Origin of the sequence: Bacillus clarus, from assembly GCF_000746925.1 — a bacterium.
In the GTDB taxonomy this organism is placed as follows: domain Bacteria; phylum Bacillota; class Bacilli; order Bacillales; family Bacillaceae_G; genus Bacillus_A; species Bacillus_A clarus.
On the sequence record NZ_JMQC01000008.1, the window covers coordinates 2,910,355 to 2,926,450 of the forward strand.

Here is a 16,096-nt window from a genome sequence, read left to right on the forward strand (position 1 = left end):
CACATGAGTAAAAAAGAAGAACGTTTACAAAAAGAAAAGCAAGATCGTAATGCGGTTGTTATGTGTGTTGCGGTATCGATGCTTATTATTGTAGCGTGTGCAAATAAAATTTTCGGGATTTCATAATAGATAAAAAAGCTTGTTGCTTCTTTGTTTGAAGCAACAAGCTTTTTTGTATACATAAGAGGGAGGAAGAACTGCTATATAATAAACCAAGGCAGAATTGCTAATCCTGAAGTTACAATTGCTGTGGCACAAATTAAAAAAACAAAGTGTTTGTTCTGTTTCATCTTACATTCTCCTCTGCTTACCAATTAAATATTGCGATTCCATCTTGTATTTTTCTCGTTGTCATTTTGTATTTTTAGTATACCGAATGGAAAGGATTGGAACGATCGATAAAGGTGACATGAAGATTACATTGTTGTAAGAAAAAAGCCCCTTCACATGAAAGGGTGCTTTCGGAATAATATATATTAATTATTTAAGAATAAAACCATATGTTCCTCATCCCAATATTGACCGTTATGTTTTAAAGAACGTTCTTGTACTCCATAAGTTTGGAAGCCAAGGGATTCATATAATTTTTTGGCAGCATTATTTCCGGCAACAACATCGAGCATAAGTTGTTCTACATGTAATTTATGGGCATTTTCAATAATTGCTTTAATCAAAGCTCGTCCTGCACCAAGTCCACGTGCTTTTGGTGAGACATAAACAGAACCAATTTTTGCTTTATGTTCTTGTTTAATAAATGGTTTTGTTTCTAATGTAGAAATTCCAATTAAATCGTTATCTTTGAAGACACCGAGAGTATACTTATCAGGATTATTTAAACGTTTTGCCATTGCAGCAACAGGATCCTCATGTTTAAGGACATCCTCATAAGAAGAACTAAAAGCTTCAGGGTTTTGAGTTAATCCTTCCATACAAACTTTCAAATAAATTTTTGCGTCCTCTTTTGTTAGTAAACGAATTTCCATAGTTGTAACCTCCTCAGTTTATCTTGCTCTATAGGCTTATAAAGACTGCACCTTATAAGAGTCAAATGGTTGTATTGAAAATATGAATTATTTGTTTTGTAATGGTAGAGTAAAATCTGCTCATATAAACACATGCTGTATTTATCTTTTCTTAATTTGTTAAAGAATAAGAAATGTATGCGAGAAAGATAAAATCTGCAATGTGTTCTTTGTGTTCCTTTTATGTAATGAAATTATATATTAACTTTGTTAACTATTCAAGTTTTTAATATGTTGCATTTTTATAACTAAAATGACCCCTCTATGAAGGAGTCATTTTTTGTATATTTAACTATTAACTTTGTATCCATCAATTCGTTCTGGATGTGTGTAAATATTACAAGATCCATTTCTAATGAAGCCTACGACCGTAATTCCTAAATCGTGAGCAAGTTGCAGGGCTAATTTTGTTGGGGCGGATTTAGAAAGAACAATTTCACAACCTATTTTAGAAACTTTCAGTAAAATTTCAGATGAGATGCGGCCGCTAAATGCAATGATTTTTCCTTTAACAGATATGTTGTTACGTAAACAATGCCCGTATATTTTATCTAGTGCATTATGTCTTCCGATATCCATCCTTGATAAAAGGATATTATTCCGATCACATAGTGCGGTATTATGCACACCACCAGTTTGGCGAAATGTAGTAGAAGATTGTTGTAATGAAGTCATTAAATGAAAACACTCTTCTGGAGTAATAGTTACGTGTATATCATGTAAATGTTTTGCTTTAGCGGCATCATTGACGAAAATAAATCCTTGTCTACTTTTCCCGCAACAAGAGGTTACGTATCGTTTATTATATAAAGTTTGATAGAGTGGGTTAATTTTTGATGACTTTACATGAACAATGCCGTTATCCTTTTGTATCCAAAATTCTTCAATATGCTCATAAGAAGAAATAATTCCTTCAGAAATTAAAAAACCAATTACCATATCTTCAATGTAATTTGGAGTGCATACAACTGTTACGTATTCTTCACCATTTAATTTAATTGTAATAGGAGATTCTGTAACAACCTTATCATTTTGTTTTGAGAATGCTCCGGATTGATAACGTACGATTGTATATGATTCTTGAATAGGCCCCATATTATTTTCCCCTTTATATGTATTTTTCTCCCTATTTATCATAAAACATTGAAAAAATAAAAGCATCTGCTAGCGATAAGGTAGAAGATTATTTTGGTTATTATTGTATATTTACGATATAATAGAGTTGTAGAATAGTGTCATTTTCAAGCTTTCGTAGTATACCTTATAGCATCTAGAATCGACTTCATAAGAGAGTATTTCAACAGAGCGTTTCAAAAATATGTATAGCAATGCAGTTTTGAAAACGGATTCATAACTGTATTGTACAGTTAGTTGTAAGGAGAGGGAAAACTATGGCAGAACAGACAGTTCGTGTAACCGTAGATGGTAAGGAGTTTGCCTCATCAGGTGAAAAGACGATACTGCAATTATTTAACGAAAGTAATTTAGAACATCCGCAAATTTGTCATGTACCAGAAGTCGATCCAATTCAAACTTGTGATACATGTATTGTGGAAGTAGACGGGAAATTAATGCGTGCTTGTTCAACGAATTTGAAAGATGGCATGCATATTGAAAGGCAATCGCAACGCGCGAAAGAAGCACAAACAGAAGCGATGGATCGTATATTAGAAAACCATTTACTGTATTGTACAGTATGTGATAACAACAATGGTAATTGTAAAGTTCATAATACGGTACATATGATGGGGATTGAAGAGCAGAAATATCCGTATGAACCGAAAGTAAGTGCGTGTGAAGTGGATACGTCTCATCCTTTTTATCGTTATGATCCAAATCAATGTATTGCTTGTGGGCAGTGTGTAGAAGTATGTCAAAACTTACAAGTCAATGAGACTTTATCAATTGATTGGAGTTTAGATCGTCCGCGTGTTATTTGGGATAATGGTGTCAGTATAAATGACTCATCTTGTGTTAGTTGTGGTCAATGTGTAACCGTCTGTCCTTGTAACGCATTAATGGAGAAAACGATGCTAGGAGAAGCTGGATTTATGACTGGTTTAAAACCAGATGTATTAGATCCAATGATTGATTTTGTTAAAGACGTAGAGCCTGGATACAGTAGTATTTTAGCTGTTTCAGAAGTAGAGTCTGCAATGCGTAAGACGAAGATTAGTAAGACGAAAACCGTTTGTACATTTTGTGGTGTCGGTTGTTCGTTTGAAGTATGGACGAAAGATCGTCAAATTTTAAAAGTACAGCCTGTATCAGATGCACCAGTTAATGGTATTTCCACATGTGTAAAAGGTAAATTTGGATGGGACTTTGTAAATAGTGAAGATCGTATTACGAAACCGTTAATTCGTCAAGGAGATATGTTTGTTGAAGCATCATGGGAAGAAGCGTTAGAAGTTGTTGCTTCTAACATGCAGCATATTAAATCAGAGCACGGTAGCGATGCGTTTGGATTTATTTCTTCTTCAAAAGTAACAAATGAAGAAAACTATCTTATGCAAAAACTAGCTCGTCAAATATATGGAACAAATAACGTAGATAACTGTTCACGCTATTGTCAGTCCCCAGCGACAGACGGTTTATTTAAAACTGTCGGTATGGGCGGGGATGCTGGAACAGTGAAAGATATCGCTGAGGCAGGTCTTGTCATTATTGTTGGAGCAAATCCAACAGAGGGGCATCCTGTACTTGCAACTAGAGTAAAACGTGCTCATAAATTACATGAACAAAAACTCATTGTAGCAGACCTTCGTAAACATGAAATGGCGGAGCGCGCTGATATATTTGTTCATCCGAGTCAAGGAACTGATTACGTATGGCTTGCTGGGATAACGAAATACATTATCGATCAAGATTGGCACGATAAAAAGTTCATAGCTGAAAATGTGAAGAACTTTGATGAATATAGCAAAATGCTAGAAAAATATACACTTGAGTATACAGAGGAAATTACGGGGATTTCTAAAGCGCAGTTAAAAGAAATGGCTCGTATGGTATATGAAGCAGATGGTACGTGTGTACTTTGGGGGATGGGAGTAACTCAAAATACAGGAGGAAGCACAACGTCAGCTGCAATTTCGAATTTACTTCTTGTTACGGGTAACTATCGTCGTCCTGGTGCAGGTGCGTATCCATTACGCGGGCATAATAACGTACAAGGTGCTTGTGATATGGCAACATTACCGAACTGGCTTCCAGGCTATCAAGCAGTTTCAGATGATGGGCATCGTGCGAAATTCGAAAAAGCATACGGTACTACTATTCCGAAAGAACCAGGATTAAATAATATTGCAATGTTACTTGCAGCGGAAGAAGGAAAACTGCGTGGTATGTATGTTATGGGAGAAGAAATGGCTTTAGTAGATTCGAATGCGAACCACGTACAACATATTTTAGCGAATTTAGATTTCCTCGTTGTGCAAGATATGTTCTTATCGAAAACAGCTCGTTTTGCTGATGTTATTTTACCAGCAGCACCAAGCTTAGAAAAAGAAGGAACATTTACGAATACAGAGCGCCGTATTCAAAGATTATATGAAGTAATGAAGCCACTTGGTGATTCCAAACCAGACTGGTGGATTTTACAAAAGGTCGCTCGTGCACTTGGTGGGGATTGGAATTATGAAAATCCAAGTGAGATTATGGATGAAATCGCATCACTTGCACCGTTATATTCTCAAGCAACATACGACCGTCTAGAAGGATGGAATAGTTTATGTTGGGGTAGTCATGATGGTAGCGATACACCGCTATTATATGTAGATGGATTTAATTTCCCTGATAAACTGGCTCGTTTATCGTTAGATGAATGGGTACCACCAGTAGTAGCACCAGAAGACTATGACTTATTATTAAATAATGGGCGTATGTTGGAACATTTCCATGAAGGAAATATGACGAATAAATCGGTTGGTATTTTATCTAAAATATCTGAAGTGTTCGTTGAGATTTCACCTGAACTTGCTAAAGAGCGCAATGTGAAAGACGGCGGTCTTGTAGAGCTAGCATCACCATTTGGGAAAATTAAAGTACAAGCACTTGTTACAGACCGTGTAACTGGAAATGAGCTATATTTACCGATGCATGCGACTGTGAATGAAGAGGCAATTAATATTTTAACAGGGACAGCAACAGACCTTTATACATGTACACCAGCTTATAAACAAACGATGGTAAAGATGCGTGTATTACGTGAAAAAGGAAAACGTCCGTTACCAGCTTCAAACCCAAGAGATAAAAAACGTCATCCGCAAAATGGTGTTGAAATTGAGCAAAAATGGCAGCGAAAACAATACATATCACTTGTGGACCAGAATTAGGGGGCGAAGAAAGTGGCAAAAGAAATTACTTTCATTCAAAAGAAAATTGTAACAGAGGAAGAAAAGAAAAAACAATTGTCAGATGAATTGTTAACACAACTAGCTGAGAATCGTGAAGCGGTTGAAGAAACGATGGAATTATTAGCGGGGTTGCAACAGGCTGGTATTTTAGATGCAGCAATTAGTTTACTTGCTGCAAAAGAAGATGTTTCTAAAATTGCTGTTGAACAACTAAACCGTGATCCAGTAAAAAATGCGTTAAACAATATGATGGGGGCAGGAGAAGCTTTATCTTCAGTAGACCCAGAGGTGACAAAACAAATCACATCAAGTTTAGTTACAGGATTACAATTTGCAACAGATGAATTGAAAAGTGGTAAAAAAACGAAAGTGATGGATTTCTTTAAAGTATTAAAAGATCCAGATATCAATAGAGCAATTACGTTTGGTTTTAGCTTTTTAAAAGCATTTGGACAAGGCTTAGAGAAAAAATAGAGTGAAGGGAAAGAGTGATGGGAAAGTAGACATCACTCTTTTGATTATGTGTATAAGAGTGTTCATGTTAAGCGGAATATATTATTATAAAACAGATGGATTTAAACTGGAAATGTGGAATCCATCTCAAATATCGTTTTTAGAATTTGGAGGAATATATGCAACACCGTAAAAAACTATCTATACCAGGGGTAATGAGACATTCCTTTCAAACAGTAAGATTTGCTTTTTGGAATGTGTTAACCTTTCAACTTGCTTATAAATTATTAGCGGCAATTGTATTTATACCACTCTTCGGGATCATTTTTAATAAGTTATTGTATTTTGGAGGTTACGCAAATGCGACGAATGATGAATTATTAGCGTTTTTAAAGACAACATATGGTATTTTGGCAATCGTAATTGTATCATTGTTAGCACTGTTTCTTATCTTTACAGAATTTGCAGTGCTAATTATTATTTCGTACTTTGCTCATAAAAGACAAAAGGTGAAATTACGTCCGATTTTATATAAAACAGTAACGTATTTACCTGATCTTTTCACATATTGCTTACCGGGATTTATTTTATATGCTGTCGTGTTATTACCTCTTTTAAATATGGGATATGAAACTGCATTAATCCCTCAAATTCAAATTCCTAATTTTATTACAGGAGAATTGTTTAAGACAACGATGGGACAGGTTGGTTATTACACACTCTTTGCTGTAGTTGCGTATTTGAATCTTCGCTGGATTTTTGTTTTACCTATTATTGTTTTAGAACAAAAGCCATTTCGCGTAGCGGCACGTAAAAGTGCAAATCTAGTCAAAGAAAGCTTTTTTAAAGTACTATTCTTTTTAGTAGGCTTTTTTATTTCAATAGGGATTGTGTATATGGTGTTTTTAGGAATTTATTTATTATGCCTATGGGGTGTTTATGAATTTACAAATCCGAAAGGGACATTTGCATTATTAGCCGAATCAACGATCTCTGTATTTTTAACGAGTACATTGTATTTATTTAGCTTTATTGTGACGCCGTTTTATATTATGGCGTTGACAAGGTTGTATTTACAAAAGGTTCCGGTTGAAGATGTTTTATTAGAAGAGGGTTTAGATTATTCAAGAACGAAAGCAGATAAATGTTTCTTTAAAAAGCATCGTTGGAAATTTATTGCTGTGTACATAGTGGGAGTGTTCACGGCTGGAATGGTAGTTGCATTCATTGTGACATTCATTTCTAATTCTTATAAAGAGCCAATTATTATGGCGCATCGCGGCTATATTTCTAAGGGAGTAGAAAATACGAAAGAAGCTGTGCAAGGTGCAATTGATGCGAAAGCAGACTACGCTGAAATTGATGTACTGCAAACGAAAGACGGCGAGCTGGCGGTAATTCATGATTTGAAGTTAAAACGTCTTGCTAATGCGAATGTACATGTATCAGATTTGACAATGGATGAGCTAAGGAAACTTACTCTTAGCCAAGATGGATTCTCGGGGGAAATTAGCACACTGGATGAGATTATTAAGCTTTCAAAAGACAAAATAAAACTCAATATAGAAGTGAAGCTTCATGGAAATGAGAAGGATTTCGTAAATAAAGTACTAAAAACAATTAAAGAAAACGATTTTGAGAAACAATGCGTAATTCAAACATTACACTATCCGCTCATTAAAGAGTTTAAGCGTGCGAATCCAGATATAAAGGTAGGATATATATTGTATGCAAGTAGAGCTAACTTAAAGAATGTGAAAGCAGATTTCTATGTAGCAGAAGAATATATGTTAAATAAACGATTAGTAAAAGAAGCTCGAAAACTAAATAAACCAATTTATGTATGGACTGTAAATGATATGGAAGCGTTAAAGGCCTACTATAAACTGAATGTTGATGGTATTATTACGGATTACCCTGAAGACGCGCGAGAAACGATAAAGATGTTAAAAGAACAAGAAAAAAATGAAAGTGATATGTTTGATAAAATTACGGAGACGACAGAAGATTTATTTTCAAAGTTATTTTTGAGTTATCCAGCTGCTGGCTAAATGCCAGTAGCTTTTTTTGTATGAAAGAATATATCTCTAAAGTATTACACAAGATATATGTGTATATGTATACGCCCTTGATTAGTTTTTTTGCATTGTTATATTATTGTCAAATAATAAATAGTCACTACGTATTTTGAAGGAATATAATAAAAATAGAATGATAGATAATGAAATGGCAGGATGGCCCTATTAAAATCAATGTTTTATATATTTACACTATTCTAAATATATAAACTTTTAAAATTTGATATGTTAGCGTTTTCATAATTTTTAAGTTATGCTAGAATAAGGACATAAGTTATTAATTATTAAAAAAAGAAAAAAGAATTTCTTTTTTCTGTTAATTATAAGGGGGCATTTCATTATGCGTATTGGGGTACCAACAGAAATCAAAAACAACGAAAACCGTGTGGCAATGACACCAGCTGGTGTTGTACATTTAATTCGTAACAATCACGAAGTATTTATTCAAAAGGGTGCAGGTTTAGGATCTGGTTTCACAGATGCTGAGTATGTTGAAGCGGGAGCAAAAATTGTTGATACAGCTGAAGAAGCTTGGAACATGGATATGGTTATGAAAGTTAAAGAACCAATTGAAAGCGAATACAAACACTTTAGTGAAGGTTTAATCTTATTCACATACCTACACTTAGCTCCAGAACCAGAATTAACAAAAGCATTAATTGAGAAAAAAGTTGTTTCTATCGCATATGAAACAGTACAATTAGAAAACCGTTCTCTACCATTACTTGCACCTATGAGTGAAGTAGCTGGTCGTATGGCTGCACAAATTGGTGCACAATTCCTTGAGAAAAACAAAGGCGGTAAAGGTATCTTACTTGCAGGTGTTCCAGGGGTTAAACGCGGTAAAGTAACAATCATCGGTGGTGGACAAGCTGGTACAAATGCTGCTAAAATTGCAGTTGGACTAGGTGCGGATGTAACAATCATCGACTTAAGTGCAGAACGTCTTCGTCAATTAGATGACATTTTCGGAAACCAAGTAAAAACTTTAATGTCTAATCCTTACAATATTGCAGAAGCTGTAAAAGAATCTGATCTTGTAATCGGTGCAGTATTAATCCCAGGTGCAAAAGCGCCGAAACTTGTAACAGAAGAAATGATTCAATCAATGGAACCAGGTTCTGTTGTTGTAGATATCGCGATTGACCAAGGTGGTATTTTCGAAACAACTGACCGTATTACAACTCATGATAACCCAACTTATGAAAAACACGGCGTTGTTCATTATGCAGTTGCAAACATGCCAGGTGCGGTTCCACGTACATCAACTCTTGCATTAACAAACGTAACAGTACCATATGCAGTACAAATTGCTAACAAAGGCTATAAAGAAGCTTGCCTAGGCAACTCTGCATTATTAAAAGGTATTAATACATTAAATGGTTATGTAACATTCGAAGCAGTTGCAGAAGCACATGGTGTAGAATACAAAGGTGCAAAAGAATTATTAGAAGCAGAAACTGTATCTTGCTAATAGAAGCATTATACAAAACAAAATCGAACAATATTTAATACAACATGATAGGAGCTAAGAGAGGAGACCTCTTAGCTCTTCTTAGTAAAAGGGGGCATACATCGTGGCCAACCTATTCAAAAAGAAATCCGTTACGCAATTGTTAGGGGAAAGTAATAGTAAAACTTTGACGAAAACACTAGGGGCATTTGACCTAACAATGCTAGGGATTGGTGCGATAATCGGTACAGGAGTTCTTGTATTAACTGGATTAGTAGCAGCAAGAGATGCTGGTCCAGCAGTTATTTTTTCATTTATGATTGCAGCAATTGTTTGTGGATTTGCAGCCTTATGCTATGCAGAAGTTGCTTCTACACTTCCTGTTTCAGGTAGTGTGTACACATATTCGTATGCAACGATTGGTGAGTTTGTAGCCCATTTAATGGGATGGACGTTGTTGTCAGTATACGTTGTAACAACTGCCGCGGTAGCAGGTGGATGGACAGGTTACTTCCATAACTTAGTAAGTGGATTTGGGCTTGAAATTCCCAAAGCGCTGTTAACGATTCCATCACAAGGTGGTATTGTGAACTTACCAGCAGTAATTATTACGTTAGTGTTAACTTGGTTATTATCAAGAGGTACGAAAGAAAGTAAGCGTGTGAATAACGCAATGGTATTAATTAAAATTGGTATTGTGGTTTTATTCATTGCAGTTGGTGTATTCTACGTGAAACCAGAAAACTGGGTACCATTTGCACCGTACGGTTTAAGTGGAGTTTTCGCGGGGGGAGCAGCAGTGTTCTTCGCTTTCTTAGGATTTGATGCATTAGCAACTTCTGCTGAAGAAGTAAAAAATCCTCAACGTGATCTACCAATTGGTATTATTGCTTCGTTAGTTATTTGTACAGTGATTTATGTTGCGGTTTGTCTCGTTATGACGGGTATGGTTTCTTATAAGGAATTAGACGTACCAGAAGCGATGGCTTACGTATTAGAAGCTGTAGGGCAAGATAAAGTAGCAGGTGTAATCGCAATTGGAGCTGTAATTGGTATTATGGCTGTAATTTTCGCTTACATTTATGCAACGACACGTGTATTCTTCGCGATGAGCCGTGACGGTTTATTGCCAAAATCTTTTGCGAAAATTAATAAGAAGACAGAAGCACCAGTATTTTCAACATGGTTAACAGGTATTGGTAGTGCTTTAATCGCTGGATTTATCGATTTAAAAGAATTGTCGAATTTAGCGAATATTGGAGCATTGTTAACATTTGCGATGGTTGGTGTGTCAGTTATTATTCTTCGTAAAACACATCCGAATTTAAAACGTGGATTTATGGTACCACTTGTACCGATCCTACCGATTATTTCAATTGCATGCTGTCTATTCTTAATGTTGAATTTACCATTAACGACATGGATGTACTTCGGTGCTTGGTTAGCAATTGGAGTAGTTGTATACTTTGTATATTCGAAAAAGCATAGTCATTTAAAAGAAGATGGAAGTTCGCAAGATAGCTTAGAAAAAGCTAATTAAGGGGATATAAAACAGTAAGCCTTGTGCGTCTAGGGAGCGCGCAAGGCTTTTTATTATGTAAACATAAAGGGGAATAGTAGGGGATTGTAGAAATTTGTATGTCGTAACATGTAAAAGGGGTGTAAGAATGAAAATAAAAGAAGATATAAGAGTTGTTGTTGGAGCAGAAGGGTATAATAATAACCCTGGCTGGTTACATACGAATGAAGAAGAATTAAATTTATTAGAAAGAGAAACTTGGCTTAATAAATTTCAGCTTAATTCTTTATCAGTAATTTTAGCAGAACATGTATGGGAGCATTTATCGTATGAAGAAGGGGTAGAAGCGGCGGAAATTTGCTATGAGTTTTTAAAGGGGAATGGATATATTCGTTGTGCGGTGCCGGATGCATTTTTTCCAGATGAAGAATATCAGCAAGGGGTACAAGTCGGTGGACCTGGTCCGTTAGATCATCCAGCAGCGAGTCATAAAATTGTTCATAACTATAAAACAATCACATCTATGTTTGCATCGGCAGGTTTTGAAGTGAAGCTTTTAGAATACTGTGACGAGAATGGGGAATTTCATTACAGTGATTGGGATGAAAAGAAAGGATTCATTTATCGATCGAAGCGTTTTGATCATAGAAATAAAGATGGTCAATTAGGATTTGCTTCGTTAATTGTGGATGCAGTGAAAGTGAATAAATAAGAAAAGGATGTACGATAGCTTTCGTGCATCCTTTTTGTATGAAGAATATCATGAATGCGGAGAATACGTTATATATGTCTATTTTAAAATGTGAACAAAATGTTCGAAAAAATCATACGGATTGTATTGACACATATGAATGGACGCTCATATAATAAAAGTATAAGATATATGAATGATTGTTCATATGTTCAATTAAAGAGGTGAGCTATAATGGCTGGAAATAAAGTAGGAACACAACAAGAAACGTGTTCTCAAACGATAATTCATGAGGAAGTCGTTGATCAAGTGAAGCAAACAATCCCGACTGATGAAAGTTTAAGTAAAGTAGCAGAATTATTTAAAGTATTAGGTGACCGTACACGTACGAGAATATTACATGCATTATTTGAAGCTGAAATGTGTGTTTGTGATTTAGCTTATTTATTAGGTATGACACAATCATCGATTTCTCATCAGCTTCGTGTATTAAAGCAAGCGAAACTTGTAAAGAACCGTAAAGAAGGAAAGGTTGTTTATTATTCATTAGCTGATCAGCACGTAATTCATATCTTCGAGCAAGCGTTTGAACACGTCAACGAGGAAGAATAAAAAACGCGAGGAGGGAGAACGATGGCAGAAGCATTAGTGAAAAAGAAACTGATGTTAGAAGGCTTAGATTGTGCGAATTGTGCAATGAAAATTGAAAAAGGTGTTGGGAATATAGAAGGCGTATCGTCTTGTTCTGTTAACTTTGCAACAAAGACGATGGTTTTACAAACACCACAAAATAAAGAGAACCAAGTTGTTACGGAAGCGAAACAACTTGTTACAAAATTAGAGCCGCATATTAAAGTACAAGAAGAACAAAAAACAAAATCAGCAAAAGAAGTATTTGTATTAGAAGGCTTGGACTGTGCAAATTGTGCAATGAAGATTGAAACGAAAGTAAAGGAAATGCCTACAGTTTCAGAGGCTACTGTTGATTTCGTATCGAAGAAACTAAAAGTAGAAGTTGCAAATAAAAGAGAGCTTGAAGCGACAGTACAAGATATAACAAATGTTGTCCATAAGTTAGAACCGGATGTGAAAGTTGTTCGTGAAGACAAATCGAATCATGATCATGGACACAGTCACGATCATGGTGAAGGAAATGTGAAAAAGATGATAGGACGATTAGTAGTCGGTGGTATTTTGACAGGAGTTGCTGCGCTAGCGGGTTTACCACAGATGATAACAATTCCACTTTTCGTTCTCGCATATTTATTAATTGGTGGAGATATCGTTTGGCGTGCTGCAAGAAATATAACTCGTGGCCAAGTGTTTGACGAAAACTTTTTAATGGCAATTGCGACTTTAGGGGCTTTCGCGATCCAGCAATATCCAGAAGCAGTAGCAGTAATGTTATTCTACCAAGTAGGGGAACTATTCCAAAGTATTGCGGTAAATCGCTCTCGAAAATCAATTACTTCATTAATGGATATTCGTCCTGATTATGCGAATGTAAAAGTTGGAAATGAAACGAAACAAGTATCACCAGAAGACGTACAGATTGGTGATTATATTATCGTTAAACCAGGTGAGAAAGTACCGTTAGATGGGAAAGTAGTTGAAGGAGCATCAATGGTGGATACTTCAGCATTAACAGGTGAATCTGTACCGCGTGAAGTAGAGGTTGGCAATGACGTATTAAGTGGCTTTGTGAATCAAAATGGTGTATTAACAATTGAAGTGACAAAAGAGTTTGGTGAATCCACTGTATCGAAAATTTTAGATTTAGTACAAAACGCAAGTAGCAAAAAAGCTCCAACAGAAAACTTTATTACGAAATTTGCTCGTTATTACACGCCAGTAGTTGTTATAACAGCTGCGATAATGGCATTTATTCCACCGCTTATTTTAGAAGGTGCTACATTCTCAGATTGGATTTATAGGGCGCTAGTATTCTTAGTTATTTCTTGTCCATGTGCACTAGTTGTCTCCATTCCTCTTGGATTCTTTGGAGGTATTGGTGGAGCTTCTAAAAGCGGTATTTTAGTAAAGGGAAGTAACTATTTAGAGGCATTGAATGATGTGAAATATATAGTTTTTGATAAAACAGGAACATTAACTAAAGGTGTTTTTAAAGTTACGAAGATGGAACCTAGTGAAGGGACTACAAATGAAGAACTTCTAGAATATGCAGCATTCGCAGAAGTGTATTCAAACCATCCAATTGCACAATCCATTCGAAATGCATATGGAAAATCAATTGATGAAAATATTATTGAAGATTATAGTGAAATTTCTGGTCACGGTACGGTTGTAAAAGTACACGGTAAAGAGATCTTTGCAGGTAATGCAAAGTTAATGAAAAAAGAAAATATTACATTTAAGCAGCCAGAAACAGTAGGTACATTAGTTCATGTTGCTGTAGATGATGAATATGCAGGTTATATCGTTATCTCTGATGAAGTGAAAGAAGATTCAAAACAAGCGATTCAGAAGCTGAAAGAGTTAGGAATTAAGAAAACAGTCATGTTAACTGGTGATGCAAAACTAGTTGGGGAAGCTGTTGGTAAAGAGTTAGGTTTGGATGAAGTTCATACAGAGCTATTACCACAACAAAAAGTAGAAGAAATTGAAAGAATTGATGCGGAAAAACATGGAAAAGAAAAGATTGCCTTTGTTGGTGATGGTATTAATGATACGCCAGTATTAGCAAGAGCAGACGTTGGGATTGCGATGGGTGGTTTAGGATCTGATGCAGCGATTGAAGCTGCTGATATCGTAATTATGACAGATGAGCCTTCGAAAATCGCAACAGCTGTTAAAATTGCGAAACGCACACGCAATATCGTATGGCAAAATATTATGTTTGCGCTTGGTGTAAAAGGTCTTGTCCTATTACTTGGTGCATTTGGTATCGCAACAATGTGGGAAGCTGTCTTCTCTGATGTCGGTGTTACATTAATCGCAGTTTTAAACGCAATGCGTGTTTTGAGAGTTAAAAACTTATAAAAAATAAAAGAGAAGCTTCTGCTTCTCTTTTATTTTTGTATATTTTTCGCAATTTGCTCTCGAACGGTTTGAATGTAATTCATTTTATGATCCCAACATTCTTGACTTAAATCTACAGGATATTCTTCAGGGTTTAAAGTTCTCATATATTCTTCCCAAAATAATGTTAAACTACTTTCCGTATATTTTTGAATGTCTAGTATATCCGGCAATTCATATGTTCTTTGACCATTTATGAAAATATCATGATGAAGTTCACGCGCTTCAAAGTTTGTCACGAACTTACTAATATAGGTATGAACGGGATGAAACATTTTTAAACGCTCTTCCTGCCCAGGCTCTTCAGATTCTAAAGCGATATAATCGCCTTCTGCATGATCATTAACACGATTAATAATACGATAAACTCGTTTTAGCCCTGGTGTCGTAATTTTTTCAGGGTTAGATGAGATTTTAATCGTATCATTTAGTGTACCGTTTGTATCTTCAATAGCAACTAGTTTATAGACAGCGCCTAGTGCGGGTTGTTCAAATGATGTAATAAGTTTCGTACCAACACCCCATACATCAATTTTGGCTCCTTGAGATTTCAAATGCATAATTGTATATTCATCTAAATCGCTAGAAGCGATAATTTTTGTGCTTGTAAATCCAGCTTCATCAAGTAGTTTCCTTGCTTCTTTCGATAAGTAAGCCATATCTCCGCTATCAAGACGAATGCCGTAAAAATCGATGCGATCTTTGAATTCTTTCGCAACGCGAATTGCATTTGGGACACCAGATTTTAATGTATCGTATGTATCTACAAGAAAGACACATTTTTTATGCGTTTCAGCGTACTTTTTAAACGCAACATATTCATCGCGATATGCTTGAACGAAAGAGTGCGCGTGTGTACCAGCTACAGGGATGCCGAATCGCTTCCCAGCACGAACGTTACTTGTAGAAGAGAATCCACCAATAAAGGCAGCTCGTGTACCCCAAAGAGCTGCGTCGAATTCATGAGCACGACGTGTACCGAATTCTAAAAGTTCATCATTATTTGCAGCATGCTTCATACGAGCAGCTTTTGTAGCGATTAAAGTTTGGTAATTCACAATGTTTAATAGAGCCGTTTCAATGATTTGTGCTTCGCCGAGTGGGGCATCAACACGTAATAATGGCTCATTATTGAAAACGACTTCGCCTTCTTGCATACTTCGGATCGTCCCAGTGAATTTCATATTCTGTAAATAATGAAGAAACTCTTCTTCAAATTGTAGCTCTTTTAAGTAGGCGATATCACTTTCGGTGAAACGAAAATTTTCTATGTACTCTACAATTTTTTCAAGACCAGCAAAAATAGCATAGCCATTTTCAAATGGAAGCTTTCGAAAATATAAATCAAAAACAGAGCGGCGGTTATGAATACCGTCTTTCCAATACGTATAAGCCATGTTGATTTGATATAAATCTGTATGTAAGGCGTAACTATCGTCTTTATAATGATTCATTGCGAAAAACACCTCCGTAATTTGGTTATAGT

The 16,096-nt window shown here is 35.7% G+C and carries 12 protein-coding genes; 9 read left to right on the plus strand and 3 right to left on the minus strand.

What is annotated here, in order from left to right:
* The first annotated feature begins 3 nt into the window (after nt 1–3).
* On the plus strand, nt 4–126 hold the full coding sequence (locus tag DJ93_RS34415) for a hypothetical protein (RefSeq protein WP_042981832.1): 123 nt from the start codon (nt 4–6) through the stop codon (nt 124–126).
* A 350-nt stretch (nt 127–476) separates the two neighbouring features.
* Here DJ93_RS34415 and DJ93_RS15845 read toward each other — a convergent pair whose 3' ends face one another.
* Both DJ93_RS15845 and fdhD read right to left on the minus strand, forming a co-directional pair.
* Nucleotides 477–983, minus strand: a complete 507-nt coding sequence (locus DJ93_RS15845; protein WP_042981833.1) for a GNAT family N-acetyltransferase — start codon at nt 981–983, stop codon at nt 477–479.
* A 327-nt stretch (nt 984–1,310) separates the two neighbouring features.
* Nucleotides 1,311–2,117 (minus strand): formate dehydrogenase accessory sulfurtransferase FdhD, encoded by an 807-nt coding sequence (fdhD, locus tag DJ93_RS15850; RefSeq protein ID WP_042981835.1) that lies wholly within the window; start codon nt 2,115–2,117, stop codon nt 1,311–1,313.
* A 296-nt stretch (nt 2,118–2,413) separates the two neighbouring features.
* On the opposite strand from fdhD, the gene fdhF reads away from it, so the two are divergent.
* The 8 genes from fdhF to DJ93_RS15890 all read left to right on the plus strand — a co-directional run bounded on the left by fdhF (nt 2,414) and on the right by DJ93_RS15890 (nt 14,571).
* Nucleotides 2,414–5,356 (plus strand): formate dehydrogenase subunit alpha, encoded by a 2,943-nt coding sequence (fdhF, locus tag DJ93_RS15855; protein ID WP_042981837.1) that lies wholly within the window; start codon nt 2,414–2,416, stop codon nt 5,354–5,356.
* Nucleotides 5,357–5,368: 12 nt separating this feature from the next.
* A complete protein-coding gene (locus DJ93_RS15860) occupies nt 5,369–5,851 on the plus strand; it encodes a helical membrane plugin domain-containing protein (RefSeq protein ID WP_042981839.1) in 483 nt (160 codons plus the stop codon).
* A 158-nt stretch (nt 5,852–6,009) separates the two neighbouring features.
* On the plus strand, nt 6,010–7,881 hold the full coding sequence (locus DJ93_RS15865) for a glycerophosphoryl diester phosphodiesterase membrane domain-containing protein (protein WP_042981840.1): 1,872 nt from the start codon (nt 6,010–6,012) through the stop codon (nt 7,879–7,881).
* A 367-nt stretch (nt 7,882–8,248) separates the two neighbouring features.
* On the plus strand, nt 8,249–9,382 hold the full coding sequence (ald, locus tag DJ93_RS15870; RefSeq protein ID WP_042981842.1) for an alanine dehydrogenase: 1,134 nt from the start codon (nt 8,249–8,251) through the stop codon (nt 9,380–9,382).
* 103 nt (nt 9,383–9,485) lie between these two features.
* Entirely contained in the window at nt 9,486–10,901 is a 1,416-nt protein-coding gene (locus tag DJ93_RS15875; protein WP_042981844.1) for an amino acid permease, read from the plus strand.
* A 127-nt stretch (nt 10,902–11,028) separates the two neighbouring features.
* Nucleotides 11,029–11,592, plus strand: coding sequence for a class I SAM-dependent methyltransferase (locus DJ93_RS15880; protein ID WP_042981845.1), 564 nt, complete (start codon nt 11,029–11,031; stop codon nt 11,590–11,592).
* A gap of 213 nt (nt 11,593–11,805) precedes the next feature.
* Nucleotides 11,806–12,183 (plus strand): ArsR/SmtB family transcription factor, encoded by a 378-nt coding sequence (locus tag DJ93_RS15885; RefSeq protein WP_042981846.1) that lies wholly within the window; start codon nt 11,806–11,808, stop codon nt 12,181–12,183.
* 21 nt (nt 12,184–12,204) lie between these two features.
* Nucleotides 12,205–14,571 (plus strand): heavy metal translocating P-type ATPase, encoded by a 2,367-nt coding sequence (locus tag DJ93_RS15890; RefSeq protein ID WP_042981847.1) that lies wholly within the window; start codon nt 12,205–12,207, stop codon nt 14,569–14,571.
* 29 nt (nt 14,572–14,600) lie between these two features.
* On the opposite strand, the gene DJ93_RS15895 is transcribed toward DJ93_RS15890, so the two are convergent.
* Nucleotides 14,601–16,064, minus strand: a complete 1,464-nt coding sequence (locus tag DJ93_RS15895) for a nicotinate phosphoribosyltransferase (protein ID WP_042981848.1) — start codon at nt 16,062–16,064, stop codon at nt 14,601–14,603.
* Nucleotides 16,065–16,096: the final 32 nt, after the last annotated feature.